The sequence below is a fragment of the Necropsobacter rosorum genome (assembly GCF_964241405.1).
GTDB classification, from domain to species: domain Bacteria; phylum Pseudomonadota; class Gammaproteobacteria; order Enterobacterales; family Pasteurellaceae; genus Necropsobacter; species Necropsobacter rosorum.
Genome location: NZ_CAXSXF010000001.1, coordinates 476,439 through 500,984 on the forward strand (window position 1 = coordinate 476,439; position 24,546 = coordinate 500,984).

Genomic DNA, 24,546 nt, shown 5'->3' on the forward strand with positions numbered 1-24,546 from the left:
AGGAGAACGCCGTGAGAACACATAAACTGGGGATTTACGAAAAAGCGCTGCCGAAGGACATCAGCTGGGGCGAGCGGTTGGCGATAGCCAAAGCCTGCGGCTTTGATTTCGTGGAAATGTCGGTGGATGAAACCGATGAACGTCTGGCGCGGCTGGACTGGAGCCGGGCGCAGCGGCTGGAATTCGTGCAGGCGGTGCTGACATCGGGTATCACGGTGCCGTCCATGTGCCTGTCCGGTCATCGCCGTTTTCCCTTCGGCAGCCATGATGCCGCCACGCGGGAAGCCGCGCGCGAGATAATGCAAAAAGCCATTAGGCTGGCGGTGGATTTAGGTATCCGCACCATTCAGCTGGCGGGTTATGATGTGTATTATGAACCACAGGACGAAGGCACTATCGCCCGCTTTCGGCAAGGCTTGGAATGGGCGGTAGCGCTTGCCGCCAGCAATCAAGTGACCTTAGCAGTGGAAATTATGGATACCCAGTTTATGAGCTCGATTTCACGTTGGAAACAGTGGGATACACTTATCGCCTCACCGTGGTTTACGGTCTATCCGGATGTGGGCAATTTATCGGCCTGGAATGAGAATGTGGCGCAAGAGCTGAAATTGGGAATCGAGAAAATCTCGGCGATTCATTTAAAAGACACCTATAAAGTGACGCAAAGCTGCGCCGGACAATTCCGCGACGTACCTTTCGGTGCGGGTTGTGTGGATTTCGCCGGCTGTTTTAAGGTGCTGTCGCAGTTAAACTACCGCGGCGCCTTTTTAATTGAAATGTGGACGGAAAAGGCATCGGAGCCGTTGGTGGAGATAATCAACGCCCGGCGCTGGATTGAACAGAAAATGCAAGAAGGGGGATTTATATGTTAGAGGCCTTACGAGAACGGGTATTACACGCCAATCTGGCGTTACCGAAACATCATTTAGTCACGTTTACCTGGGGCAATGTGAGTGAAATCGACCGGGCATCCGGCTTAGTGGCGATAAAACCGTCGGGGGTGGATTATGAAAGCATGCGTGCAGAAGATATCGTGATTGTGGATTTACAGGGCAATAAAGTATGGGGCGAGAAAAAGCCGTCGTCGGATACGGCCACCCATTTAGCCCTTTATCGCCAGTTTAACGATATCGGCGGTATCGTGCATACCCATTCGCGCCATGCCACCATCTGGGCGCAGGCGGGCGAGCCGTTGATTGCGGCGGGCACCACCCATGCGGATTATTTTTACGGCGAAATTCCCTGCACGCGCCAAATGACGGAGGAAGAAATTCATCGCGACTATGAGCTGGAAACCGGCAACGTGATTATCGAAACCTTCCGCCGGCGCGGTATCGAGCCGAAAGAGGTGCCGGCGGTGCTGGTGCATTCGCACGGCCCGTTCGTATGGGGCAAAGACGGCGATAACGCGGTGCACAATGCCGTGGTGCTGGAAGAAATCGCCTACATGAACCTGTTTACCCGCCAACTGCGCCCGAACCTGCCGCCGATGCAACAGGCGCTGCTGGATAAGCACTACCTGCGCAAACACGGCAAACAGGCTTATTACGGGCAGTAAAGGCCACTCACCAAGCCTGACGGACGGTGCGCTGTCAGGCTTTCGCTTAAGCCGGCATTCCACCCGGCCCGACAGGAATAATGACTTTCGCGCATTCAATCCGCCGATTAAATTAATTCCTCTTTTCGAACGAAAATAAGGTAAAATATGACCGCACTTTTATCGTTATTTTACACATTTATTATTAGTATCATAGGAGAATAACATGACAGCACGAAAACAACTAGCCAACGCCATTCGCTTTCTCAGCATGGATGCAGTGCAAAAAGCCAAATCCGGCCATCCCGGCGCACCGATGGGCATGGCGGATATCGCCGAAGTCCTGTGGCGCGATTTCTTAAAACACAATCCGACCAATCCGCAATGGCCCGACCGCGACCGCTTCGTGCTGTCCAACGGCCACGGCTCCATGTTAATTTACAGCCTGCTGCATTTAACCGGCTATGATCTTTCCATCGACGAGTTAAAACACTTCCGTCAGCTGCATTCCAAAACCCCGGGCCACCCCGAATACGGTTACACCCCGGGCGTGGAAACCACTACCGGCCCATTAGGTCAGGGCATTACCAACGCAGTGGGCATGGCCATTGCGGAAAAAACCTTAGCCGCACAGTTTAACCGTCCCGGTCATGATATCGTTGACCATTACACCTATGCCTTTTTAGGCGACGGCTGTTTAATGGAAGGCATTTCCCATGAGGCCTGTTCGCTGGCCGGTACTCTTGGGTTAGGCAAGCTGATCGCCTTTTATGATGACAACAATATTTCTATCGACGGGCATGTGGACGGCTGGTTTACCGACAATACCAAAGCACGTTTTGAAGCCTACGGCTGGCAGGTGATTGGGCCGATTGACGGGCACCACAGCGAACAGATTATTGAGGCGGTGAAACAGGCGCAGGCGGAACACGACAAACCGAGCCTGATTATCTGTAAAACCGTTATCGGTTACGGTTCCCCGAACAAAGCCAACTCCCATGACAGCCACGGTGCGCCGTTGGGGGATGAGGAAATCGCCTTAACCCGTCAAGCCCTGCACTGGGATTATGCGCCGTTTGAGATTCCGGCTGAAATTTACGCGCAGTGGGATGCCAAAGCGAAAGGTCAGGCCGCCGAACAGGCGTGGAATGACAAATTCGCCGCCTATGCCAATGCGCACCCGACACTGGCGGCAGAATTTAAGCGCCGGATTCAGGGCAAACTACCGGCCGACTGGGCGCAGAACAGTCAGGACTTTATCGACAACCTGCAAGCCAATCCGGCCAATATTGCCAGCCGCAAAGCCTCACAAAACGCCATTGAAGCCTACGCTCATAACCTGCCGGAATTTTTAGGCGGCTCGGCGGATTTGGCCGGCTCCAACCTGACCTTATGGTCCGGCGCCAAACCTATCCGCGCCAAACAAAACGTGGACGGCAACTACATCAATTACGGCGTGCGCGAATTCGGCATGTCCGCCATCATGAACGGTATCGCCTTACACGGCGGCTTTATTCCGTACGGCGCCACCTTCTTAATGTTTTATGAATACGCCCATAACGCGGTGCGCATGGCGGCATTAATGAAACAACGCGTACTGTTCGTCTATACCCACGATTCCATCGGCTTAGGCGAAGACGGCCCGACTCATCAACCGGTGGAGCAAACCGCCGCCTTGCGTTTAATTCCGAATCTACAGACCTGGCGTCCTTGCGACCAGGTGGAATCCGCGGTGGCGTGGAAAGCGGCGATCGAGCGTCAGGACGGGCCGAGCGCGTTAATCTTCTCCCGTCAGAATCTGACCCAACAGGCCCGCAGCGCCGAACAGCTGGCCGATATCGCCCGCGGCGGGTATATTCTGCGGGAATGCTGTGAAAAAGGCGGATGCCCTGACTTAATCCTGATTGCCACCGGCTCCGAAGTGGCGCTGGCTATGCAGGCGGCCGACCGGCTGGCGGCGGAAGGCATTCGCGCCCGCGTGGTGTCCATGCCGTCCACCAATGTATTTGACAGTCAGGATGCCGCTTACCGCGAACAAGTACTGCCGACCGCCGTAACCAAACGACTGGCGATTGAAGCCGGCATCAGCGATTTCTGGTATAAATATGTCGGCCTTGACGGACGCATCGTCGGCATGCACGGCTTCGGCGAATCCGCCCCGGCCGACCAGTTATTCGAACTGTTCGGCTTCACGGTGGACAACATCGTCGCCAAAGCGAAAGAAATGTTATAAATTTCCACCGCACTTTTAGTCTGAGTTTGACTAAAATACGGCAACAAAAATCCCCGTGCAGAACGGGGATTTTTTATATATACAATTATTCCACCAGTCCCATCATTTCCGGTAAAATCATGGAAATCGCAGGAATATAAGTCACCAGCATTAATACGATAAAAATCGCAAAGAAATACGGTACCAGCGTTCGTATAACATCTTCAATACTAATATTAGTTACCTTGCAACCGGTAAATAAAATCGGCCCGACCGGCGGCGTAATGGTTCCCAACGATAAATTAAACACTAATACAATACCGAATTGAACCGGACTCATACCTAAGTTGATACAAATAGGCAGAAATATCGGTGTAAAAATCAAAACCGCCGGAGTTGGATCCATAAATGTACCGACAATTAACAGGATAATATTAATAATCAATAAAATAAGAATGGGATTGTTTGTCAACGATAATAGACCGTCGGCAATTGCATTCGGAATCTGTGTGAATGCCATTACCCATGACATAATCGATGATGTCGCCAACATAAAGATGACGATAGCCGACATCTTTGCCGTATCTAAAAAAATTTTCGGTAATTGTTTTAAATCTAACGTGCGGTAACATAAGCTTAATATCAAGGAGTAAACCACCGCGATGGCCGATGATTCCGTTGCCGTGAAGATCCCGGCCAGAATCCCACCGATAACAACCACGACCAACGATAAGCTTGGCAGTGCCGCCAATGTTACTTTCAGACATTCGTTACAGGTCATACGATGCTTAATAACATAACCCCTTTTCTTTGCCATCCAGCCAGCAACAATCATCACTGAAATACCCCATAAAATACCGGGGATATAACCGGCCATAAATAGCGCAGAAACAGAAACACTACCGGCAATTGTCGCATATACAATTATTGTATTACTTGGCGGAATCAGCATACCGGTCGGAGCAGAGGCAATATTAATCGCCGTACTGTATTTAGGATCATACCCCTCCTTTTTCTGAATCGGCGCCATAATACCGCCGACTGCCGCCGCTGAGGCGACACCGGAACCACTTATTGAACCAAACAGCATATTCGAAACAATATTAGTTTGCGCCAATGAACCGGGGAAGAACCCACTGATAATTTTTGAAAAATTCACCAGTCGAATTGCAATGCCACCGCTATTCATAATATTACCGGCCAAAATAAAAAACGGAATCGCTAATAAAGCAAACGAATCCAGGCCGACAAAAATACGTTGTGCCGATGTAACGATACTCCCCTGATAAGGCAAAATAGAAAGCATTGCTGCAAAGGAGGAAACGCCGATACTGATGCTAATCGGTGTGCCGATTAATAAGAAAAACAGCGTTCCGAGAAACATAATCAAAGCGGCGATTGTTGCTGTATCCATCGTAACCTCACTTATTTAACGCTTTGAGCTTTCTGTATAATTTTATTTCGTTATAGAAGAAATAAAAGACAATAATTGCGCCGCTAATCGGAATTGCCGAATAAATCACTCCCATCGGCATTTGCAATGCGGAATCCATTTGCCACATTTGCCGCAAAGACGCACTGTAGCCACCTAGAATCAATACGCATAATGCAAAAATAACAATGATCAGTTCGGAAAACATATCAAATGAAATCTGGATGTTAAGAGGAAACTTCTGCTTCACATATTCAATTGACATATGTCCTCTAAGACCAAAAACATAAGCACCGCTGAATAAGATCAGCCAAATGAACAGATAACGAGATAAAACTTCGCTCATACCGCTGGCAGCGTTGAATACATAACGGGCTATTACCTGATAGGTCACCAATAACACCATCATCGCAACAATTAAAATGCACAATGATGCCATCAGACTATCAATAGCCCTTTTTATTTTTTCAAGCGCGGAAAAAAATGGCGTTGACGGACATTCAGACATAATAATTCCTTAAACTAGCATGAACCGGACGCTCACCAATCGCCCGGCTCCGTTAATCATGATTTATTCGAGCGCCATTATTTGTTCGAATAATGCTTTTTGTTCCGGTGTTTTCAACAATTCTTGCTGAACATTTTTACAACTTTCTCTGAATGGTGTCGTGTCGATTTCAATAAAAGTCGCACCTTTATCTTTAGCTAATTGTTCGGAAGATTGAATTTGTTGGTTCCAAAGAGTAAATTCGGTTTTTACGCTTTCTTTCGCCAACTTGCGTAAAAGTGCCTGTTCTTCTGGTGACATACCGGATAGAAAGGTATTGCTGATCACCAACAAATCCGCCACACGCAAATGCTGAGTTCTGGTGAAATAAGGAGCGACCTCATAATGTTTTAAATCCGTATAAGTAATTTCATTATTTTCCGCACCGTCCAAAACACCTTGCTGAATTGCCGTATAAACTTCTCCCTGATTCATCGGCACACCGACACCGCCCATACAGCTTAATGTTTTCATCATTGCATCGGATTGTAATACTCTGATTTTCTTACCTTTTAAATCAGCCTGTGCAGTAATCGGCTTTCCTTTCACATACAGACTGCGCGCACCGGCCGTATAGGCGGCTAACACATCGAATCCGAATGTAGAGGTTGATGCAAACAGCGGATCTAAAATATCAGAAGTATAAAGATGCTCCTGATGTTCAGTGCTTTTATACAAATAAGGCAATGCCAAGACTAAAAAAGTGCGGTCATAATTTTCAACTAAAGGATTCGCTACCACCGCCATTTGAATTGCACCGTTTTGTACCAGCTCCAAACTGGCTCGTTGGTTACCGAGCAACTCGTTCGGATAAATTGTCAGCTTATATTTTCCTTGGGTGGCATCAGAAAACTTATGACTTAGTTCCTCCAGCGCTTGATACTGCGGATGTTGTTTCGACTGATTGAACGCGACTTTTAATTCCGTCGCCGCCTGTGTATAAGTACTGATAAAAAATGCACCCAATACAGTCAAAAGTGCGGTTGATTTTTTGAATGATTTCACAAAAAACATAAGGTTCTCCTTTATATGATTCACGAAACGGTTACATTTAACGAATGACATCCATAGCAACAAAATCCATATCATCAAAAGTCTGATTTTCGCCGATCATTCCCCAAACAAAACTGTAATTTTCGGTACCGCACCCGGAATGAATCGACCAGCTCGGCGAAATAATCAATTGTTTGTCACGCATCACAATATGGCGGGTTTCGGTCGGTTCCCCCAAAAAGTGGAATACGACTTGTGACGGTTTAATATTAAAATACAGATAGGCTTCCATGCGTCGCGTATGAGTATGTGCCGGCATAGTATTCCAAACACTTCCTTCGGCAAGATGGGTGACTCCCATACACAACTGACAAGTTTCCACCACATTAGGATGCAAATATTGGTAAATAGTACGGGCATTTGCATTTTGCTGACAGCCCAATTCCACTTTACATGCCGCCTCACGCGGGATTAATTTATTCGGATAACTGTGATGCGCCGGTGCGCTTAAACAATAAAGATAGGTTTCTTTTCCGGCTTCTAAAGGAATGAATTCAATATCTTCCGTGCCTTTACCTAAATAAAGCGCATCCAAATAATTCAGCATAAACGACTGTTTTTTACATTTCACCTCAACAGCAGCCCCTAAATTCAGAATACCTAACTCTCTACGAGCCAAAAAATAATCCGTGCCGAAAGCTTTTTTATCGATAAAAGTATCTAATTTTAATGGCTCCCGAGGGCAGGCACCGATTGCAACTAAGCGATCAATATGACTATATACAATAGAAACCATTCCCTGCTGAAATAGATCTTTTTTCAAAAATGCTTCCCGCAAACGTGCCGTATCATAAAATTTCACATCTTTCGGATTCATATTTTGATAAATTTCCATAAAGCAACTCCCCTTAAATAAGTACCTATTTTCTGTCATTCTAAAAGCAAATTGAGGGGACTCAAGAGATAATTTTCAAAAATGAGACATTGATCTATTTTTTATGAAAAATAGTTTCATTTATCTCAAAGAAGATATTTTAGTTATTTTTAATAAATCGAAGGAATTGGTAAAAATCAAAAAATTACGGTCATTATTTCACAACAAAAATCGTAAAATAATGACCGCACTTGCTAGTTAACATCAATTGCCGGAAATTATCCGCTCAATCCTGCATGCAACGCCTGCACGGAATACACTTCGCAGCCGTCAATGCTTTTCACGCCTTCGACCAACGCTTCCGCTGCGGCTAATGTGGTTTGCATAAATACTTTCTGCTGCAATGCGCTGCGGCGGATGGAATGGCTGTCGGCGACGCTTTCCGGCAGGCTGCCGACGGTGTTGATCACCATGGCGATTTCGCCGTTTTTAATCGCATCCACGATATGCGGGCGCCCTTCCCGCACTTTGTTCACGATTTGTGCAAACACACCGTGTTCGCGCAGGAAGTTCGCGGTTCCCATGGTAGCGCACAGGCCGTAACCTTGCTGCTGTAAACGTTGAGCGATAGGCAATAGGCGGGTTTTGTCGCCGTCGTCAACGGACAGAAATACCTTGCCGGTTTTCGGGATCCGTTCATTGGCGCCGATTTGCGCCTTCAGGAAGGCTTCGGAGAAGGTTTTGCCGACGCCCATCACTTCGCCGGTAGAACGCATTTCCGGCCCCAAAATGGTATCCACGCCCGGGAATTTAATGAATGGGAACACTGCTTCTTTCACCGCATAAAAGTGCGGTACGATTTCGCCCTGAATTCCCTGTTGGGCTAGGCTGATGCCCGCCATGACGCGCGCGGCGATTTTCGCCAGCGGGCGGCCGGTCGCTTTACTGACGAACGGCACGGTACGGCTGGCGCGCGGGTTGACTTCCAGCACATAAATGACATTTTCCTGCACCGCGAACTGTACGTTCATCAGCCCCACCACATTTAACGCTTGCGCCATCGCCGCAGTTTGACGGCGGATTTCATCCTGAATCGTCCGGCTTAAGGAATACGGCGGCAGCGAACAGGCGGAATCGCCGCTGTGAATCCCTGCTTGCTCAATGTGCTGCATAATGCCGCCGATAATCACCTGCTCGCCATCGCAGATACAATCCACATCCACTTCAATGGCGTTATTCAGGAAATGATCCAGCAGGATCGGGCTGTCTTCGGAGACCTGCACCGCTTCACGCATATATTGATTCAGCTCGTCCACGTTATACACGATTTGCATTGCGCGGCCGCCCAAAACATAAGACGGGCGCACCACCAGCGGATAGCCCACTTCCTGCGCCAGACTCACCGCCTCGACGGCATTATGCGCGGTGCGGTTATTCGGCTGTTTGAGCGCCAAATCCCGCAGAATTTGCTGGAACCGTTCGCGATCTTCCGCCGCATCAATACTGTCGGCGCTGGTACCGATAATATTTACCCCGTTTTCATGCAGCGCATTGGCCAGTTTCAACGGTGTCTGACCGCCGTACTGTACAATCACGCCCCACGGCCGTTCCACATGAATCACTTCCAGCACATCTTCCAGAGTCAGCGGTTCGAAATAGAGGCGATCAGAGGTATCGAAATCGGTGGAAACCGTTTCCGGATTACAGTTCACCATAATGGTTTCGAACCCGCTTTCGCGCAGCGCCAGCGCAGCATGCACGCAGCAATAGTCAAACTCAATGCCCTGTCCGATACGGTTCGGGCCGCCGCCTAGGATCATAATTTTTTTCTTGTCGGACGGCCGGCTTTCACATTCTTCTTCATAGCAGGAATAGAGATACGCGGTATCGGAATTAAACTCGCCGGCACAGGTGTCCACCCGTTTATAAACCGGATGCAGATTTAACAAATGTCGTTTATTTCTGACCGCACTTTCGCCCGCTTGCGTCAGCTGACCGATGCGCTTATCGGAAAAACCTTTACGTTTCAGGCGGCGCAGTTCGGCATAATCCAATTCGTCCAAGCTGCGTTTTTCCAGCGCCAGTTCTTCCTGCACCAAATCCTGAATCTGAACCAAAAACCACGGATCGATTTTAGAATAATGATGCACTTCCTCCAGACTGAAACCGGCGCCGAACGCATCCGCCACATATAAAATCCGGTTCGGCCCCGGATTGCCGAGCTCCGTGCGGATTTTTTCCGCCTCTTCCGACAGCAGATTGAAACCGCAAATGCCGGTTTCCAGCCCGCGCAGGGCTTTTTGTAAACTCTCCTGAAAGGTGCGACCCATCGCCATCACTTCCCCGACGGATTTCATCTGGGTAGTCAGGCGATCATCCGCCTGTGGAAATTTTTCAAAGGCGAAGCGCGGCACTTTGGTCACCACATAATCAATCGACGGTTCGAAAGAGGCCGGAATCAGCCCGCCGGTGATGTCATTGCGCAGCTCGTTTAAGGTATAACCCACCGCCAGTTTCGCCGCCACTTTGGCGATCGGAAAGCCGGTGGCTTTGGAGGCCAGCGCGGAAGAGCGGCTTACGCGCGGATTCATTTCGATCACAATCATCTCGCCGTTCGCCGGATTGACCGCAAACTGCACGTTGGAGCCGCCGGTATCCACGCCGATTTCGCGCAGCACCGCCAACGACGCATTACGCATAATCTGATATTCTTTGTCGGTCAGGGTTTGTGCCGGCGCGACGGTAATGGAATCGCCGGTGTGCACGCCCATCGGATCGAAGTTTTCAATCGAGCAGACGATAATGCAGTTATCCGCTTTGTCGCGCACCACTTCCATTTCGTATTCTTTCCAGCCCAGCACCGATTGTTCGATCAGCAGTTCATGGGTCGGCGAAGCATCAAAGCCGCGCTCGCAAATGGCATAAAATTCATCTTTATTATATGCGATACCGCCACCGGAACCGCCCATGGTGAACGACGGACGAATTAAGGTCGGAAAGCCCACTTCCGCCTGCGCCGCCCAAGCTTCTTCAAAGCTATGGCAGACAAAGGATTTCGGCGTATTCAAACCGATTTTCGCCATAGCGTCTTTGAAACGTCCGCGATCTTCCGCTTTGTCGATGGCATCTTCCGTGGCGCCGATAAGTTCCACGCCGTATTTTTTCAGCACGCCCTGTTTGGATAAATCCAGCGCGCAGTTCAGCGCCGTTTGCCCGCCCATGGTCGGTAAAATCGCATCCGGACGTTCTTTTTCAATGATTTTTTCCACCGTTTGCCACGCAATCGGCTCGATGTAGGTGACATCCGCCATATTCGGGTCGGTCATAATGGTGGCCGGATTGGAATTGACCAGCACCACTTTGTAGCCTTCCTCACGCAACGCTTTACACGCCTGCGCCCCGGAATAATCGAATTCGCACGCCTGACCGATGACGATCGGGCCCGCGCCGATAATAAGAATTGTGTTTATGTCGTTACGTTTTGGCATTTTTGTTTTCTCACTGTAAAACGATTAAAAAATTAACCGCACTTTAGGCTTTCGCCGCTCTCATCGCGGCAATAAATCTGTCAAACAGATACGCCACATCATGCGGGCCGGGGCTGGCTTCGGGGTGTCCTTGGAAGCTGAATGCCGATTGATCGGTCAATTCAATGCCTTGCACCGAGTTGTCGAATAAAGAGCGGTGAGTTATGCGCACGTTTTGCGGCAGGCTGTGTTCATCCACTTCGAAACCGTGATTCTGGCTGGTGATAAAGACTTTTTGCGACGCTAAATCCTGCACCGGATGATTGGCGCCGTGATGACCGAAAGCCATTTTTTTGGTTTTACCGCCCACCGCCAGCCCAAGCAGCTGATGGCCTAAACAAATACCGAAAATCGGCTTCTTGCTCGCCAATAATTGCCGAACCGCGCTGACCGCATAATCACAGGGTTCGGGATCGCCCGGGCCGTTAGACAGGAAAATGCCGTCCGGATTTAACGCCAGCACTTCCTGTGCGTCGGTTTTGGCCGGCACCACGGTAATATTGCAGCCGCGCTGCGCCAGCATTCTTAAAATATTGTGTTTGACCCCGAAATCATAGGCGACAATATGAAATTCCGGATGCTGTATTTCCGCATAGCCCTCGCCTAATCGCCATTCCCCCTGCGTCCATTGATAGCGTTGTTTGCAGGTCACGGCCTGCGCCAGATCTTTGCCCGCCATGGAACCGAAACTTAGCGCCAGTTCAAGGGCTTTTTTCTCATCGACGTTACCCGCCATGATACAGCCCGCCTGGGTGCCTTTATCGCGCAGAATGCGGGTTAAACGTCGGGTGTCAATTCCGGCGATAGCCACCACATTATTGGCTTTCAGGTATTCGCTTAAACTCTGATTGGCGCGGAAGTTGCTGTGCAATAACGGTAAATCGCGGATAATCAGACCGGCGGCATACACGCCGTCGCTTTCCCAATCTTCGCTATTGGCGCCGGTATTGCCGATATGGGGATAAGTTAAGGTAACGATTTGTTGAAAATAAGAAGGGTCGGTAAGAATTTCCTGATAGCCGGTCATTGCGGTATTGAAAACCACTTCGCCGACGGTGTGTCCTGCAGCGCCGATAGCATCACCGTGAAAGATACTGCCGTCAGCCAAGACTAAAATTGCGGATTCAGACATAAATTGCTCCTGTTTGTCATCTGTTTCGGTCGAACACTTACGAATGCTCATTAACCACAATTTAATCAAAAAACGAACCGCACTTTTTGTGCTTTCGGAGGTTTAAAAACTAAACTGTGTCTGATGATATAGCCGGTGTGAGCTAAACCTGCTAATTCTAAAGGACAATGCCCGGCTATTCAAGTAAAATCGCAAACGTTTAAATGATTATTTATGCAGATATTTTGCATAAATAATGACAAATTACAAGGTATTTGTAAATTCGCGTGAATTATTTTGTAGTTAGCGTCTAAGTTGTTTACAATGAAGCATCGTTTCAATCCGAGAAAATGCAGATGAAAAAAACAAAGTCCATGACCACCGTTTTATTATGCGCCGCGCTCACCGTCGGCTGCGCATCCATTGATCCCAAAACGGGCGAGCGTAATGATCCGCTGGAAGGTTTTAACCGCACGATGTGGGATTTTAACTATAAAGTCGTCGATCCTTATGTGCTGAAACCGGTTGCCAGCGGCTGGAAAAATTATGTGCCTTCCCCTGTGCGCACGGGGCTGACCAACGTCGCCAATAATCTTGACGAGCCGATCAGTTTCGTCAGTCGCCTGCTGGAAGGTGAAGGCAAAAAAGCGATGGTACACTTTAACCGTTTCTGGATTAACACGGTATTCGGCCTCGGCGGGTTGATCGACTGGGCAAGTTACAGTGAACCGCTGAAAATTGAAAACGAACGGGATTTTGCCGATACTATGGGCAGCTACGGTATTGAGCCGGGCGCTTATGTGATGCTGCCGGCATACGGCCCGACAACGCCGCGTCAAGCCACGGGTACCGCCGCGGATATCGGCGCCATGTATCCGTTCTGGCATTGGGTCGGCGGGCCTTGGGCGTTGGTGAAATCCGGCATTCAGGCCATTGATACCCGCGCCAAGGCGCTGGATAAACAGGCTTTGCTTGATCAGGCGCAGGATCCTTATGTGACCTTCCGCGAGGCATATTATCAGAATCTGGAATACCGCGTCAGCGACGGCAAAGTGAAAGCCGCGCAGGAAACCCTTTCACAAGAAGAACTTAACGAAGTGGATTAACAGGAACTTACTATGCAAATGACATCAACTCAACGTTTGATTTTAGCCAATCAATATAAACTCATGGGGCTGTTAGACCCGGACAATCGGAAAACCTATCAGCGTCTGGAAGCCATTGTAAAAGGCGGTTTCGGTCTGGAACTGAAAGAGCTGGACAGTGAGTTCGCCGATATGTCGGAACAAGAGTGCCGCACCGTGCTGGCAACGCTGGAAATGTATCACGCACTACAGGTTTCTTATAATAATTTAGCGGATAAATCCACCGTTACGCCGCACCGTCTGCAATTTGCCGGTTATTGTGCACAGCGCGAAAAGAAATATTTGAATTACCTGCGTTTTATTACCGGCACCGAGGGCAAATATCAGGAATTTATGCATTGTGAACACGGCTGTGATTCACAAACCCCGATGTGGGAAAAATACACTAAAATGCTTGAAGTCTGGCGCGCCTGTCCGCATGAATATCACCTCAGCATGGCGGAGATTCAGAAAATCCTGAACGCCTAACAATTCGTTTATGATTTACACCGCACTTTTGAGCCAATACCAAAGTGCGGTGATTTTTTATTCTGTTTTCTTGACGCGAAATCTGTTTCACCTGTCATTCGTCATTTCGCGGCAAACAAAAAGGGTATCTTTCGATACCCTCTTGATTTCGTCCGTTTGCTTGATTATTTAATAATCTTCGCCACTACGCCCGCACCTACTGTACGGCCGCCTTCACGAATCGCGAAACGTAAACCTTGGTCCATCGCAATCGGGTGAATCAGGCTGACTGTCATTTTGATGTTATCGCCCGGCATTACCATTTCCACGCCTTCCGGTAATTCGATGGTTCCGGTTACGTCTGTGGTACGGAAATAGAACTGCGGACGGTAGCCTTTGAAGAACGGAGTATGACGGCCGCCTTCTTCTTTGGACAATACATACACTTCAGATTCGAAATCAGTGTGCGGAGTGATTGAACCCGGTTTCGCCAATACCTGACCACGTTCGATTTCTTCACGTTTGGTACCGCGCAGTAACGCACCGATGTTTTCACCTGCACGACCTTCGTCTAACAGTTTACGGAACATTTCAACACCGGTTACGGTGGTTTTCGCTGTCGGTTTGATACCTACGATTTCCACTTCATCACCGGTACGGATAATACCGCGTTCTACACGACCGGTTACCACGGTACCACGACCGGAAATAGAGAACACGTCTTCGATTGGTAATAAGAACGGTTGGTCGATAGCACGTTCCGGTTCAGGAATATAAGTGTCCAAGTGGTTTGCAAGTTCAAGAATTTTTTCTTCCCATGCCGCATCGCCTTCCAGCGCTTTTAATGCCGAACCGCGTACGATTGGCGTATCATCGCCCGGGAAGTCATACTGGGACAGAAGTTCACGCACTTCCATTTCCACTAATTCTAATAATTCTTCATCATCCACCATATCGCATTTGTTTAAGAATACGATGATGTAAGGTACGCCTACCTGACGACCTAATAAGATGTGCTCACGGGTCTGTGGCATCGGGCCGTCTGTCGCCGCGACCACTAAGATAGCACCGTCCATCTGTGCCGCACCGGTAATCATGTTTTTCACATAGTCCGCGTGTCCCGGGCAGTCAACGTGTGCGTAGTGACGAGTCGGCGTGTCGTATTCAACGTGTGAAGTGTTGATGGTGATACCGCGCGCTTTTTCTTCCGGCGCGTTATCAATCTGGTCGAATGCGCGTGCCGCACCGCCGTAATGTTTGGATAATACCGTTGTAATCGCTGCGGTTAAAGTTGTTTTACCATGGTCAACGTGGCCGATTGTACCCACGTTAACGTGCGGTTTTGTACGTTCAAATTTTTCTTTAGACATTGCTAATGTTTCCTTAATTGAAATTCCGCAGCGCTTAACGCGCCACGGAGTTTTGATAAACGATTATTTTCTACGCGCTTCGATGATAGCATCTGCCACGTTTTTCGGTGCTTCGGCATATTTCAATGGTTCCATTGAATATGAGGCACGACCCTGAGTTTGCGAACGCAGATCGGTTGCATAACCGAACATTTCCGACAACGGAACTTCAGCGTTGATTTTGGTCACAAACTCATTGCTTTCCTGACCGTTAACCATCGCGCGACGACGGCTTAAGTCACCGATCACGTCACCAACGTATTCCGGCGGAGTTTCCACTTCCACTTTCATGATAGGCTCCAGCAATACCGGATTGGCTTTATTAAATGCCGCTTTAAATGCAATAGAGGCAGCAAGTTTAAACGCCAATTCGGAAGAGTCCACATCATGGTATGAACCGAAGTGTAAACGAACACCGATATCCACTACCGGATAACCCGCCAACGGACCGGATTTAAGCTGTTCCTGAATACCTTTGTCAACGGCAGGGATGTATTCGCCCGGAATGACACCGCCTTTGATTTCGTTAACAAATTCGTATCCCGGACCTTCCGGATCCAGCGGATATAAGTCGATCACCACATGACCGTACTGACCGCGACCACCGGATTGTTTCGCATGTTTACCTTCCACATCGTTCACACGGGTACGAATCGTTTCACGATAAGATACCTGCGGTTTACCGATATTCGCTTCGACTTTAAATTCGCGTTTCATACGGTCAACGATAATGTCCAGATGCAACTCACCCATACCGGAGATAATGGTTTCGCCGGATTCTTCATCCGTGTGAACACGGAATGAAGGGTCTTCCTGCGCCAGACGACCTAACGCCAGACCCATTTTTTCTTGGTCGGCTTTAGTTTTCGGTTCTACCGCAACGGAAATAACCGGTTCCGGGAATTCCATCCGTTCAAGAATGATCGGCGCGTCCATCGCACATAACGTATCACCGGTACCAACATCTTTCAAGCCGATCGCCGCGGCGATATCACCGGCGCGAACTTCTTTGATTTCTTCACGTTTGTTGGCGTGCATCTGTACGATACGGCCGAAACGTTCGCGTTTATCTTTCACTGAGTTCAGCACGGTCGCACCGGACTCAACCACGCCGGAATACACACGGAAGAAGGTCAAGTTACCCACAAACGGGTCTGTGGCGATTTTAAACGCCAATGCGGCAAACGGTTCGTCATCGCTGGCGTGACGTTCACCTTCGGTTTCATCCGGGTTAATCCCTTTGATTGATTCGATATCGGTCGGTGCCGGCAGATAATCGATCACGGCATCCAGCATTGCCTGTACACCTTTGTTTTTAAAGGCGGAACCACAGGTCACCAGAATAATTTCCGTCGCCAATACGCGCTGACGTAAACCGACTTTGATTTCTTCTTCGGTTAATTCTTCACCGCCAAGGTATTTTTCCATTAACTCTTCGGAAGATTCCGCCGCCGCTTCAACAAGGTTCTGACGCCATTCTTCACAAGCTTCAAGCATATCCGCCGGAATATCATCATAGGTAAACGTCATACCCTGATCGGCTTCATTCCAGTTGATCGCTTTCATTTTGATCAGGTCAACCACACCTTTGAAGTTTTCTTCCGCACCGATCGGCAGCTGTAAAGGTACCGCATTACCGCCTAAACGGGTTTTAATCTGTTCAACGACACGCAGGAAGTTTGCACCGGTACGGTCCATTTTGTTGACGAACGCGATACGCGGCACTTTATATTTGTTGGCCTGACGCCATACGGTTTCGGATTGCGGTTGCACACCGCCCACTGCACAATACACCATCACCGCACCGTCAAGTACACGCATGGAACGTTCTACTTCGATAGTAAAGTCAACGTGTCCCGGGGTGTCGATAACGTTAATACGGTGTTGCGGATATTGTTGTGACATACCCGACCAGAACGCGGTTGTTGCCGCAGACGTAATGGTAATACCGCGTTCTTGTTCTTGTTCCATCCAGTCCATTGTCGCTGCACCATCGTGAACTTCACCGATTTTGTGACTTACGCCGGTATAGAAAAGGATACGCTCAGTAGTGGTTGTTTTACCCGCATCGATATGCGCACTGATACCGATGTTACGGTAAAGTGAAATAGGGGTTGTACGAGCCATTAATATTTCCTTTTTTGGAATTCAGTAAATATAAAATTTTAAATATGGATAAGGCTTCATCCCATTGAATGATGCGATGAAGCCTGAAAAGCCGGTCTGCTAACCGATTACCAACGGTAATGTGCGAAGGCTTTGTTAGCTTCAGCCATACGGTGAACGTCTTCACGTTTTTTCACCGCCGCACCTTTATTCTCAGACGCGTCGGACAATTCGTTGGCTAAGCGCAGCGCCATGGATTTATCACCGCGTTTGCGTGCCGCTTCAACAATCCAGCGCATACCTAATGCATTACGACGAGCCGGACGGACTTCAACCGGTACCTGATAGGTAGAACCACCTACGCGGCGGGATTTCACCTCAACCGTAGGACGCACGTTTTCCAGTGCGATTTCAAATGCTTCCAGCGCTTCTTTGCCGGTACGTTGAGATAAGGTTTCCAGCGCACCGTAAACGATAGATTCCGCGATAGATTTTTTACCGTCTATCATTAATACATTAATAAATTTCGCAAGCAATTCTGAACCGAACTTCGGATCTGGAAGAATTTTGCGAGGTTCAATACTACGACGACGTGGCATTGTAATTTCTCCGTTTTTTAATCTTCAGGATTATCCAAAACTCTGACTGGAGTTTATGGTTAATTAATAATTTAATTGACGTTTGGCCTTACTTAACGGAGAACCATTAAGCTTTCGGACGTTTAACGCCGTATTTAGAACGACCTTGTTTACGATCTTTAACGCCTGCGCAGTCTAATGCACCGCGTACGGTGTGATAACGCACACCCGGCAAGTCTTTAACACGACCGCCACGGATAAGCACAACGCTGTGCTCCTGAAGGTTATGACCTTCACCGCCGATATAAGAGGTTACTTCGTAACCGTTGGTTAAACGAATACGGCATACTTTACGTAATGCAGAGTTCGGTTTTTTAGGTGTAGTAGTGTATACACGAGTACACACGCCACGTTTCTGCGGGCAAGCCTCTAATGCAGGAACGTTGCTTTTTACAACCTTTTTAACACGCGGTTTGCGTACTAGCTGGTTGATTGTTGCCATTAAAAAAGCTCCAGTTTATTCATAGTTATTCATAAAAGAATGTACATTTTCTCATCTATCCGTGGATAGATAGACGCAGAATTTTAATCTTGAAAAGCGCTGATGTCAAGAATTACCCAAAACGCCGGGAAAAATGACCGCACTTTGATTTTTATAACCAAAAGGTCTAAACAATGCGTTTTCATTCCTTTTGCCGCAATCGTTTGCGTCTTATAATTGCCGTTATGTCATCACTAAAAGAGAAATACAATGAACTGGCAATATGTGTGGAGTGCGCTGCCCAGATTTTTCGATGCCGCGCTGATCACCTTGCAGCTGTCGTTTTGGGGAATTTTGCTTTCCGTCATCATCGGTATTTTGTGCGCCGTTATCACCGTTTATAACGTACGCGGCCTGAATGTTGCGGTGAAAGCCTACATTGAATTATCACGCAACACCCCGTTATTAATTCAGGTTTTTTTCCTCTATTTCGGCCTGTCTAAAATCGGCATTCGGCTGGACGGCTTTACCTGCGCGGTCATCGGCCTGGCATTTCTCGGCGGCAGCTACATGGCCGAAGCGGTGCGCGGCGGGTTGCAGGCCGTATCCAAAGGGCAGACGGAATCCGCCCTGAGTATCGGTTTGACGCCATTGCAGGCATTTCGTTATGTGATTTTTCCGCAGGCTTTCGCCATCGCCACACCGGCAATCGGCGCCAATTGTCTGTTTTTAATTAAAGAAACCTCGGTGGTCAGCGCGATTGCCATTGCCGAACTGATGTTTATGGCGAAAGAAATTATCGGCATGGATTACAAAACCAACGAAGCGTTATTTTTACTGGTGCTGTTCTATCTGATTATTTTACTGCCGGTATCGGTTTTTATCGGCTATCTGGAACGCCGGATGCGGAGAGCGAAATATGGGGCTTAGTATTCTATTCGACGGCAATAACCCGGAACGGCTGCTGGGCGGTTTATGGGTCACCGCTAAAATCGCGTTTGTGTCCGTCTTCTTCGCCTGTCTCTTCGGCGTGATCTTCGGGATGCTGATGACCGTCAAAAACCGTCCGCTGAAAGCGCTGTGCCGCGGCTATCTGGAATTTGTGCGGATTATGCCGTTGCTGGTGTTGCTGTTCATCACCTATTTCGGCGTGGCGAAATGGTTTAATACCCATCTGGACGGCGTTACCGTCTGCATACTGGTGTTTATTTTCTGGGGCACGGCGGAAATGGGCGATTTGGTGCGCGGCGCGCTGACTTCCATCGAAAAACATCAGGTGGAATCCGCTTACGCGCTGGGATTAACACCGTTACAGACGTTTATCTACATTTTATTGCCGCAAAGTTTAAAACGCGTAACACCGAGCGCGATCAATTTATTCACCCGCATGGTGAAAACCAGTTCGCTGGCCATGCTGATCGGCGTGCTGGAAGTGATTAAAGTGGGACAACAGATTATCGAAACCTCGTTGTTTACCGAACCGTCGGCGGCATTATGGATTTACGGCGTGATTTTCGCTTTGTATTTCCTTATTTGTTATCCGCTGTCCTTATTCTCACACTATCTGGAAAACCGTTGGGAAAAATAAAGGTTAAAACATGGCATTATTAGACATTCAGGATCTGGTCAAAAATTACGGAGAGATCACCGCACTGAACGGCATTAATCTGTCGGTACAAAAAGGCGAAGTGGTGGTCATTCTCGGCCCGTCGGGCTGCGGAAAAAGCACATTGTTGCGCTGTATCAACGGGTTGGAACCGATCCGCAGCGGCCGCTTAATGCTGCAAGGCAGCGGCCAGCTGGGCAAAGATATCTCCTGGGTCAACGCCAGACAACATATCGGCATGGTGTTCCAGAGTTATGAACTGTTCGCCCATTTGTCGGTTATCGACAATATCCTGCTCGGCCCGCTGAAAGTGCAGCGCCGCCGGCGCGCGGAAGCGGAAGCGCAGGCGGACGAACTGTTACGGCGCGTCGGGCTGTTCGAGCGCAAAAACGCCTACCCGCGCGAATTATCCGGCGGGCAGAAACAGCGCATCGCCATTGTGCGCGCCCTGTGCATGAACCCGGATATTATGTTATTCGACGAAGTAACCGCCGCGCTGGATCCCGAAATGGTGCGCGAGGTGCTGGATGTGATTTTAGGGCTTGCCAAAGACGGCATGACCATGCTTATCGTCACCCACGAAATGTCCTTTGCCCGTCAGGTGGCGGACAGAATCGTCTTTATGGATGCCGGCCGCATCATTGAACAGGAATCCCCCGAGCTGTTTTTTACCAATCCGACCACGGATCGGGCAAAAACATTTCTCAATATTTTAAATTACGAACCGAGAGGTACCAACTATGCACAAAACATCTAAAAAACTCACCGCACTTTTTGCCGCCGCGCTGCTGGCTGCGGGCCTGACCGCCTGCGGCGACAACGGCAAAGAAAACGCTCAAAATAATCCGTCGGTCTCCACCGTCGAGCAGTTAAAACAGGCCGGCAAAGTGCGCATCGGCGTGTTCAGCGACAAACCGCCGTTCGGCTATGTGGACAGCGCGGGCAAAAGTCAGGGCTTTGATGTGGAAATTGCGAAAGCCATCGGTAAAGATCTGCTGGGCGACGAAAACAAGGTGGACTATGTGCTGGTGGAAGCGGCGAACCGGGTTGAATATTTACAGGCCAATAAAGTGGATATTCTCCTCGCCAACTTTACCGTTACCCCGGCCCGTCAGGAAGTGGTGGATTTCGCCAAACCTTACATGCAGGTGGCTTTGGGCGTAGTATCCAAAGACGGAGCGGAAATCACCGATATCGCCCAGCTGGAAGGCAAAACTTTACTGGTCAACAAAGGCACCACTGCCGATGCCTATTTCAGCAAACATTATCCGAATATCAACCTGTTGAAATTCGAACAGAATACCGAAACGTTCGAAGCCCTGCGTGACGGTCGCGGCGCGGCGCTGGCGCACGACAATACCTTGCTGTTCGCCTGGGCAAAAGAAAATCCGGGCTTTAGCGTGGGCATTAAAAACCTCGGCGATCAGGATTTTATTGCCCCTGCGGTGAAAAAAGGCGACACCGCTTTGCTGGAATGGTTAAATCAGGAAATCGAAAAACTGGGTAAAGAGGGCGTATTAAAACAGGCTTACGACAAAACCCTGCTGCCGGTTTACGGCGACAGCATCAGCGAAAAAGACGTACTGGTCGAATACTGATTCCGCGCCCGGATAACGGCAATGCTGTTGCCGGACGGCAAAAACTTGCAAAAAAACGACCGCACTTTTGGGCGGTCGTCGTATTGTTCCGATGCGGCGCGTTTATAACGCAACCTGCGGGAAATAGCGCTCGCTCAATGTCACCAGAAAATCCATAGAAACCGACCGCACTTGCGGCGGCATCAACGGGCGGATGCCGCGGGCGGCGATATCGTTTTCCAAGGCATAGCAAGCCGCCGCCGAACGGGCGAATAAATCGGGATATTTGACGCCCAGCAACACGCCGTCCTGCCACAACAATACGGCATCCTGCGCCGTGGTTTGCGCCAGCCAGCGCTGCAAATGCGCCGGATTGTAATCCGCCTGAGAAAAGGTATAAAGCATTATCTGCCCTCTAAAAGGTTAACACTTTCTGTGCCTGCCGCAACATATCGAGCAATACGGTGCGGTCGGTTTCGGCACAGGAAATAATCCGTGGTTGTTGTTGCAGATTAAATTGTCGTAAGGATTGCCGACAGACATAACGCCGTTCAATGTCATACAGCGCCAATAATTTAAATCCGCGGATAAAATCTTTTTGTAAGATGGATTCCGGTTGCTGATCCGCTAAAAGATGAAATACGCCGTCATCCATAAAAAACACCGCAATCTCATCTTCGTGGCAAAATGCCGTCGCCGCTAACAAGGCATCCAATCCTTCGCGGCCGGCGGCCGTACCGTGCGGCGGATGACGAAACACCACAGCCAGTTTAATCATAACGTGATCACCCTATCGGCTTGCAGCACCGCTTGCATAAATTCGCCCAAACCGGCCAGCACGAACCCTTCGGCCAAATTATGCTGTTGCGCCAAACGGGCCGTCGCGCCGTCCACCACACCGCGCCGCTGCGCCGCCGCAATGCACAGATGCAGAGGAATACCGTATTCGCGTCGCAATGTTTGCCAGGCCGAGAGCAGATCAAATTCATCATTGGCAGGATACACGAATGCGTTACCGTTAGTTACGCCGGCCTGAAAAAAGAAAATCTGATCGATTTGATGACCTTTATCTAGCAGCGCCTGCGCGAACTGATAGGCTAAAAACGCGCCCTGCGCGCCATAAACCGGTTGTTTTACCGCAAGAACATAACGCATTTATTTGCTTTCTTCCTGATCCTGTTTGATTTGGCGGATATACAGATACACCGTATGGCGCGATATCGCCAGACGTTCCGCCACCAGATTGATGGCGTCTTTAATGTCAAAAATGCCTTTTTCATAAAGGGAAAGCACAATCTGACGGTTTTTGTTGTTATTGGAAACCTGTCGATCCGCCGTCACCTCTTCAATGGTTTTTTCAATGGTCTGCGCCACCAGTTCTTCCACCGAACTGGCAAAATTGACTTCCGATGCCGAATTCGGTTCCGTGATCGGCATCAGCGCCTGTAAAAAGCGGGAAACCGGCACATCCAGATTAATATTGATGCACAGCAAACCGATAATGCGTTTGTTTTTATTTCGAATGGCAATGGTCACCGATTTCATCAGCCCGCTGCCTTTGGCGCGGGTAAAATAAGGTTTGGAGACATTCTCCGTTTGCATACTGCGCAGAGATTTCAGGGCAAAATCGGTAATCGGCGAGCCGACTTTGCGGTTGGTATTATGCCCGTTGGCAATATACATCGCCGAATGTTCGAGATCTTCCAGAGAATGCAATACGATTTCGCAATGATCGCCGATTAACGCGCTTACCCCTTCCACCACGGCGATATACGAATTCAGAATAGTGCGATCTTCATCGGTGAAAGGCCGTCTGTCCGTTAACATAATATGACTCTCAAATTTTATCGGCAGAAGACCGCACTTTAAAAACGTTGCTATAAAGTGCGGTCAGTTTTTTATGATTATTTTGCTTTTTTATCCGTTGCTTTATCTGCGTTTTTATCCGCCGTGACATCCAGCACTTCCACTTCAAAATATAAGGTGGAATTCGGCGGAATCGGGCCGGCGCCCTGTTCACCGTAAGCCAGTTCGGCCGGGATCACCAATTCGATTTTACCGCCTTTTTTCACCAGTTGCAGACCTTCCGTCCAGCCTTTGATGACCTGATTCAGTTTAAATTCGGCCGGCTGTCCGCGTTCTACCGAGCTGTCGAATACGGTGCCGTTCGCCAGTTTACCGGTATAATGCACTTTAACCAGATCCGTGTCTTTAATCGCCTCGCCGCTGCCGGCTTTGTCAATGCGGTATAAAAGGCCGGAAGCGGTTTTCTTCACGCCGTCTTTTTGCATAAATTCGGCGGCGAATTTTTCATTTTCCGCTTTCACTTTTGCCTGACGGGCTTCATACACTTTGTCACCGATCGCCTGCAATTGCTTTTGAATTTCTTCCTCGGATAAGGCGCCTTTGCCGTCCAGCGCATCTTTAATGCCGTCTAAAATACGCGCATTATCGTAATTGATGATATCTTTCTGATCGTCGATCAACCCTTTGAGGAATTGCTGTCCTGTTGCATAGCCCACTACATATGAGGCCTCGTCATTGAACTTTTTATCCGTTGCCTGATCCGCAGAAACCGTGCCGCTAAACAGCGCGCCGATAACGACAGCGATTGCTGATAATTTTTGAATTTTTAACATCGTTGTTGATCCTTTATAATAAAAGTTGAAATCATCGCGAATAGGTTAAATCGTCTTTAACAAATTCACAACCTTTATTTGAGGATTATTTATGCAAATTCAACCGAATCCGGCGTTACAAATCGCTGAGCTTGAAATGAAAATCGCGTTTCAGGAAAAACTGCTGGAAGACTTGAATCAGGCGCTGGTCGCCCAACAGTTCGCCATTGACAAAATGCAGCTGCAATTGCGCTATCTGGCAAACAAACTGAAAGATATGCAGCCGTCAAACATCGCCAGTCAGTCGGAAGAAACACCGCCGCCGCATTATTAACGGGTGAATACA

25 protein-coding genes are annotated in these 24,546 nt (G+C 48.8%); 10 read left to right on the top strand and 15 right to left on the bottom strand.

What is annotated here, in order from left to right; translation table 11 throughout:
• Positions 1–11 precede the first annotated feature (11 nt).
• From ACESOH_RS02260 to tkt, 3 genes are all read left to right on the top strand, one after another.
• A complete protein-coding gene (locus ACESOH_RS02260; protein ID WP_373099390.1) occupies positions 12–872 on the top strand; it encodes an L-ribulose-5-phosphate 3-epimerase in 861 nt (286 codons plus the stop codon).
• Positions 866–1,558, top strand: a complete 693-nt coding sequence (gene araD / locus ACESOH_RS02265) for an L-ribulose-5-phosphate 4-epimerase (RefSeq protein ID WP_373099392.1) — start codon at positions 866–868, stop codon at positions 1,556–1,558. The genes ACESOH_RS02260 and araD overlap by 7 nt, the downstream gene beginning before the upstream one ends.
• 205 nt (positions 1,559–1,763) lie before the next feature.
• On the top strand, positions 1,764–3,770 hold the full coding sequence (tkt, locus tag ACESOH_RS02270) for a transketolase (protein ID WP_373099394.1): 2,007 nt from the start codon (positions 1,764–1,766) through the stop codon (positions 3,768–3,770).
• Positions 3,771–3,855: 85 nt separating this feature from the next.
• Here tkt and ACESOH_RS02275 read toward each other — a convergent pair whose 3' ends face one another.
• The 6 genes from ACESOH_RS02275 to carA all read right to left on the bottom strand — a co-directional run bounded on the left by ACESOH_RS02275 (position 3,856) and on the right by carA (position 12,254).
• Positions 3,856–5,163 (bottom strand): TRAP transporter large permease, encoded by a 1,308-nt coding sequence (locus ACESOH_RS02275; protein WP_032093562.1) that lies wholly within the window; start codon positions 5,161–5,163, stop codon positions 3,856–3,858.
• 7 nt (positions 5,164–5,170) lie between these two features.
• Entirely contained in the window at positions 5,171–5,689 is a 519-nt protein-coding gene (locus ACESOH_RS02280; RefSeq protein ID WP_051977459.1) for a TRAP transporter small permease, read from the bottom strand.
• A 63-nt stretch (positions 5,690–5,752) separates the two neighbouring features.
• The gene (locus ACESOH_RS02285) at positions 5,753–6,793 is read right to left on the bottom strand and encodes a TRAP transporter substrate-binding protein (RefSeq protein WP_373099396.1); all 1,041 of its coding nucleotides are present in this window, start codon (positions 6,791–6,793) and stop codon (positions 5,753–5,755) included.
• Entirely contained in the window at positions 6,780–7,616 is an 837-nt protein-coding gene (kduI, locus tag ACESOH_RS02290; protein WP_373099397.1) for a 5-dehydro-4-deoxy-D-glucuronate isomerase, read from the bottom strand. Before kduI ends, ACESOH_RS02285 begins: the two co-directional genes overlap by 14 nt.
• Before the next feature lie 257 nt (positions 7,617–7,873).
• Positions 7,874–11,083, bottom strand: a complete 3,210-nt coding sequence (carB, locus tag ACESOH_RS02295; protein WP_373099399.1) for a carbamoyl-phosphate synthase large subunit — start codon at positions 11,081–11,083, stop codon at positions 7,874–7,876.
• A 43-nt stretch (positions 11,084–11,126) separates the two neighbouring features.
• Entirely contained in the window at positions 11,127–12,254 is a 1,128-nt protein-coding gene (gene carA / locus ACESOH_RS02300) for a glutamine-hydrolyzing carbamoyl-phosphate synthase small subunit (RefSeq protein ID WP_373099401.1), read from the bottom strand.
• Positions 12,255–12,589: 335 nt separating this feature from the next.
• Between carA and ACESOH_RS02305 the strand changes: the two genes are divergently transcribed.
• Both ACESOH_RS02305 and ACESOH_RS02310 read left to right on the top strand, forming a co-directional pair.
• On the top strand, positions 12,590–13,339 hold the full coding sequence (locus ACESOH_RS02305; RefSeq protein ID WP_032093565.1) for an MlaA family lipoprotein: 750 nt from the start codon (positions 12,590–12,592) through the stop codon (positions 13,337–13,339).
• A gap of 12 nt (positions 13,340–13,351) precedes the next feature.
• Complete coding sequence (locus ACESOH_RS02310; RefSeq protein ID WP_032093557.1) at positions 13,352–13,846, top strand: YfbU family protein; 495 nt, start codon at positions 13,352–13,354, stop codon at positions 13,844–13,846.
• A 164-nt stretch (positions 13,847–14,010) separates the two neighbouring features.
• Here the strand turns inward: ACESOH_RS02310 and tuf are convergent, their stop codons facing one another.
• From tuf to rpsL, 4 genes are all read right to left on the bottom strand, one after another.
• Entirely contained in the window at positions 14,011–15,195 is a 1,185-nt protein-coding gene (gene tuf, locus ACESOH_RS02315) for an elongation factor Tu (protein WP_040976866.1), read from the bottom strand.
• Between the two features lie 63 nt (positions 15,196–15,258).
• On the bottom strand, positions 15,259–17,361 hold the full coding sequence (fusA, locus tag ACESOH_RS02320) for an elongation factor G (RefSeq protein WP_032093896.1): 2,103 nt from the start codon (positions 17,359–17,361) through the stop codon (positions 15,259–15,261).
• Between the two features lie 107 nt (positions 17,362–17,468).
• Positions 17,469–17,939, bottom strand: coding sequence for a 30S ribosomal protein S7 (rpsG, locus tag ACESOH_RS02325; RefSeq protein WP_032093897.1), 471 nt, complete (start codon positions 17,937–17,939; stop codon positions 17,469–17,471).
• Positions 17,940–18,045: 106 nt separating this feature from the next.
• Complete coding sequence (gene rpsL / locus ACESOH_RS02330; RefSeq protein ID WP_013745731.1) at positions 18,046–18,420, bottom strand: 30S ribosomal protein S12; 375 nt, start codon at positions 18,418–18,420, stop codon at positions 18,046–18,048.
• Positions 18,421–18,669: 249 nt separating this feature from the next.
• On the opposite strand from rpsL, the gene ACESOH_RS02335 reads away from it, so the two are divergent.
• The 4 genes from ACESOH_RS02335 to ACESOH_RS02350 are packed head-to-tail and all read left to right on the top strand — an operon-like array spanning position 18,670 to position 21,603.
• Positions 18,670–19,329 (top strand): amino acid ABC transporter permease, encoded by a 660-nt coding sequence (locus ACESOH_RS02335; RefSeq protein WP_373099407.1) that lies wholly within the window; start codon positions 18,670–18,672, stop codon positions 19,327–19,329.
• Positions 19,319–19,987 (top strand): amino acid ABC transporter permease, encoded by a 669-nt coding sequence (locus tag ACESOH_RS02340; RefSeq protein WP_373099409.1) that lies wholly within the window; start codon positions 19,319–19,321, stop codon positions 19,985–19,987. The genes ACESOH_RS02335 and ACESOH_RS02340 overlap by 11 nt, the downstream gene beginning before the upstream one ends.
• 10 nt (positions 19,988–19,997) lie before the next feature.
• Positions 19,998–20,762 (top strand): amino acid ABC transporter ATP-binding protein, encoded by a 765-nt coding sequence (locus ACESOH_RS02345; protein ID WP_373099411.1) that lies wholly within the window; start codon positions 19,998–20,000, stop codon positions 20,760–20,762.
• Positions 20,746–21,603: a cysteine ABC transporter substrate-binding protein gene (locus ACESOH_RS02350; RefSeq protein WP_373099413.1), complete on the top strand. Its 858-nt coding sequence runs from the start codon at positions 20,746–20,748 to the stop codon at positions 21,601–21,603. The genes ACESOH_RS02345 and ACESOH_RS02350 overlap by 17 nt, the downstream gene beginning before the upstream one ends.
• Before the next feature lie 102 nt (positions 21,604–21,705).
• Here ACESOH_RS02350 and ACESOH_RS02355 read toward each other — a convergent pair whose 3' ends face one another.
• The 5 genes from ACESOH_RS02355 to ACESOH_RS02375 all read right to left on the bottom strand — a co-directional run bounded on the left by ACESOH_RS02355 (position 21,706) and on the right by ACESOH_RS02375 (position 24,221).
• Complete coding sequence (locus ACESOH_RS02355; RefSeq protein ID WP_373099414.1) at positions 21,706–21,987, bottom strand: DsrH/TusB family sulfur relay protein; 282 nt, start codon at positions 21,985–21,987, stop codon at positions 21,706–21,708.
• 10 nt (positions 21,988–21,997) lie between these two features.
• Entirely contained in the window at positions 21,998–22,360 is a 363-nt protein-coding gene (gene tusC, locus ACESOH_RS02360; RefSeq protein ID WP_373099416.1) for a sulfurtransferase complex subunit TusC, read from the bottom strand.
• Complete coding sequence (gene tusD / locus ACESOH_RS02365) at positions 22,357–22,737, bottom strand: sulfurtransferase complex subunit TusD (RefSeq protein WP_373099417.1); 381 nt, start codon at positions 22,735–22,737, stop codon at positions 22,357–22,359. Before tusD ends, tusC begins: the two co-directional genes overlap by 4 nt.
• A complete protein-coding gene (locus ACESOH_RS02370; protein WP_373099419.1) occupies positions 22,738–23,409 on the bottom strand; it encodes a helix-turn-helix transcriptional regulator in 672 nt (223 codons plus the stop codon). It lies immediately after the preceding gene.
• 77 nt (positions 23,410–23,486) lie between these two features.
• A complete protein-coding gene (locus ACESOH_RS02375; RefSeq protein ID WP_051977477.1) occupies positions 23,487–24,221 on the bottom strand; it encodes an FKBP-type peptidyl-prolyl cis-trans isomerase in 735 nt (244 codons plus the stop codon).
• A 91-nt stretch (positions 24,222–24,312) separates the two neighbouring features.
• Here ACESOH_RS02375 and ACESOH_RS02380 point away from each other — a divergent pair, with 91 nt between their 5' ends.
• Entirely contained in the window at positions 24,313–24,534 is a 222-nt protein-coding gene (locus tag ACESOH_RS02380) for a SlyX family protein (RefSeq protein WP_032093906.1), read from the top strand.
• Positions 24,535–24,546: the final 12 nt, after the last annotated feature.

Bases quoted from the DNA above. Each gene is read 5' to 3' on its own strand.
- fusA (WP_032093896.1), bottom strand. From the start codon at position 17,361: ATGGCTCGTACAACCCCTATTTCACTTTACCGTAACATCGGTATCAGT.
- ACESOH_RS02350 (WP_373099413.1), top strand. From the start codon at position 20,746: ATGCACAAAACATCTAAAAAACTCACCGCACTTTTTGCCGCCGCGCTG.
- ACESOH_RS02370 (WP_373099419.1), bottom strand. From the start codon at position 23,409: ATGTTAACGGACAGACGGCCTTTCACCGATGAAGATCGCACTATTCTG.
- tusD (WP_373099417.1), bottom strand. From the start codon at position 22,737: ATGCGTTATGTTCTTGCGGTAAAACAACCGGTTTATGGCGCGCAGGGC.
- ACESOH_RS02275 (WP_032093562.1), bottom strand. From the start codon at position 5,163: ATGGATACAGCAACAATCGCCGCTTTGATTATGTTTCTCGGAACGCTG.
- ACESOH_RS02380 (WP_032093906.1), top strand. From the start codon at position 24,313: ATGCAAATTCAACCGAATCCGGCGTTACAAATCGCTGAGCTTGAAATG.
- ACESOH_RS02345 (WP_373099411.1), top strand. From the start codon at position 19,998: ATGGCATTATTAGACATTCAGGATCTGGTCAAAAATTACGGAGAGATC.
- tkt (WP_373099394.1), top strand. From the start codon at position 1,764: ATGACAGCACGAAAACAACTAGCCAACGCCATTCGCTTTCTCAGCATG.
- rpsG (WP_032093897.1), bottom strand. From the start codon at position 17,939: ATGCCACGTCGTCGTAGTATTGAACCTCGCAAAATTCTTCCAGATCCG.
- tusC (WP_373099416.1), bottom strand. From the start codon at position 22,360: ATGATTAAACTGGCTGTGGTGTTTCGTCATCCGCCGCACGGTACGGCC.
- ACESOH_RS02310 (WP_032093557.1), top strand. From the start codon at position 13,352: ATGCAAATGACATCAACTCAACGTTTGATTTTAGCCAATCAATATAAA.
- carB (WP_373099399.1), bottom strand. From the start codon at position 11,083: ATGCCAAAACGTAACGACATAAACACAATTCTTATTATCGGCGCGGGC.
- ACESOH_RS02285 (WP_373099396.1), bottom strand. From the start codon at position 6,793: ATGTCATTCGTTAAATGTAACCGTTTCGTGAATCATATAAAGGAGAAC.
- ACESOH_RS02375 (WP_051977477.1), bottom strand. From the start codon at position 24,221: ATGTTAAAAATTCAAAAATTATCAGCAATCGCTGTCGTTATCGGCGCG.
- araD (WP_373099392.1), top strand. From the start codon at position 866: ATGTTAGAGGCCTTACGAGAACGGGTATTACACGCCAATCTGGCGTTA.
- ACESOH_RS02280 (WP_051977459.1), bottom strand. From the start codon at position 5,689: ATGTCTGAATGTCCGTCAACGCCATTTTTTTCCGCGCTTGAAAAAATA.
- tuf (WP_040976866.1), bottom strand. From the start codon at position 15,195: ATGTCTAAAGAAAAATTTGAACGTACAAAACCGCACGTTAACGTGGGT.
- ACESOH_RS02305 (WP_032093565.1), top strand. From the start codon at position 12,590: ATGAAAAAAACAAAGTCCATGACCACCGTTTTATTATGCGCCGCGCTC.
- carA (WP_373099401.1), bottom strand. From the start codon at position 12,254: ATGTCTGAATCCGCAATTTTAGTCTTGGCTGACGGCAGTATCTTTCAC.
- ACESOH_RS02335 (WP_373099407.1), top strand. From the start codon at position 18,670: ATGAACTGGCAATATGTGTGGAGTGCGCTGCCCAGATTTTTCGATGCC.
- ACESOH_RS02355 (WP_373099414.1), bottom strand. From the start codon at position 21,987: ATGCTTTATACCTTTTCTCAGGCGGATTACAATCCGGCGCATTTGCAG.
- ACESOH_RS02340 (WP_373099409.1), top strand. From the start codon at position 19,319: ATGGGGCTTAGTATTCTATTCGACGGCAATAACCCGGAACGGCTGCTG.
- kduI (WP_373099397.1), bottom strand. From the start codon at position 7,616: ATGGAAATTTATCAAAATATGAATCCGAAAGATGTGAAATTTTATGAT.
- rpsL (WP_013745731.1), bottom strand. From the start codon at position 18,420: ATGGCAACAATCAACCAGCTAGTACGCAAACCGCGTGTTAAAAAGGTT.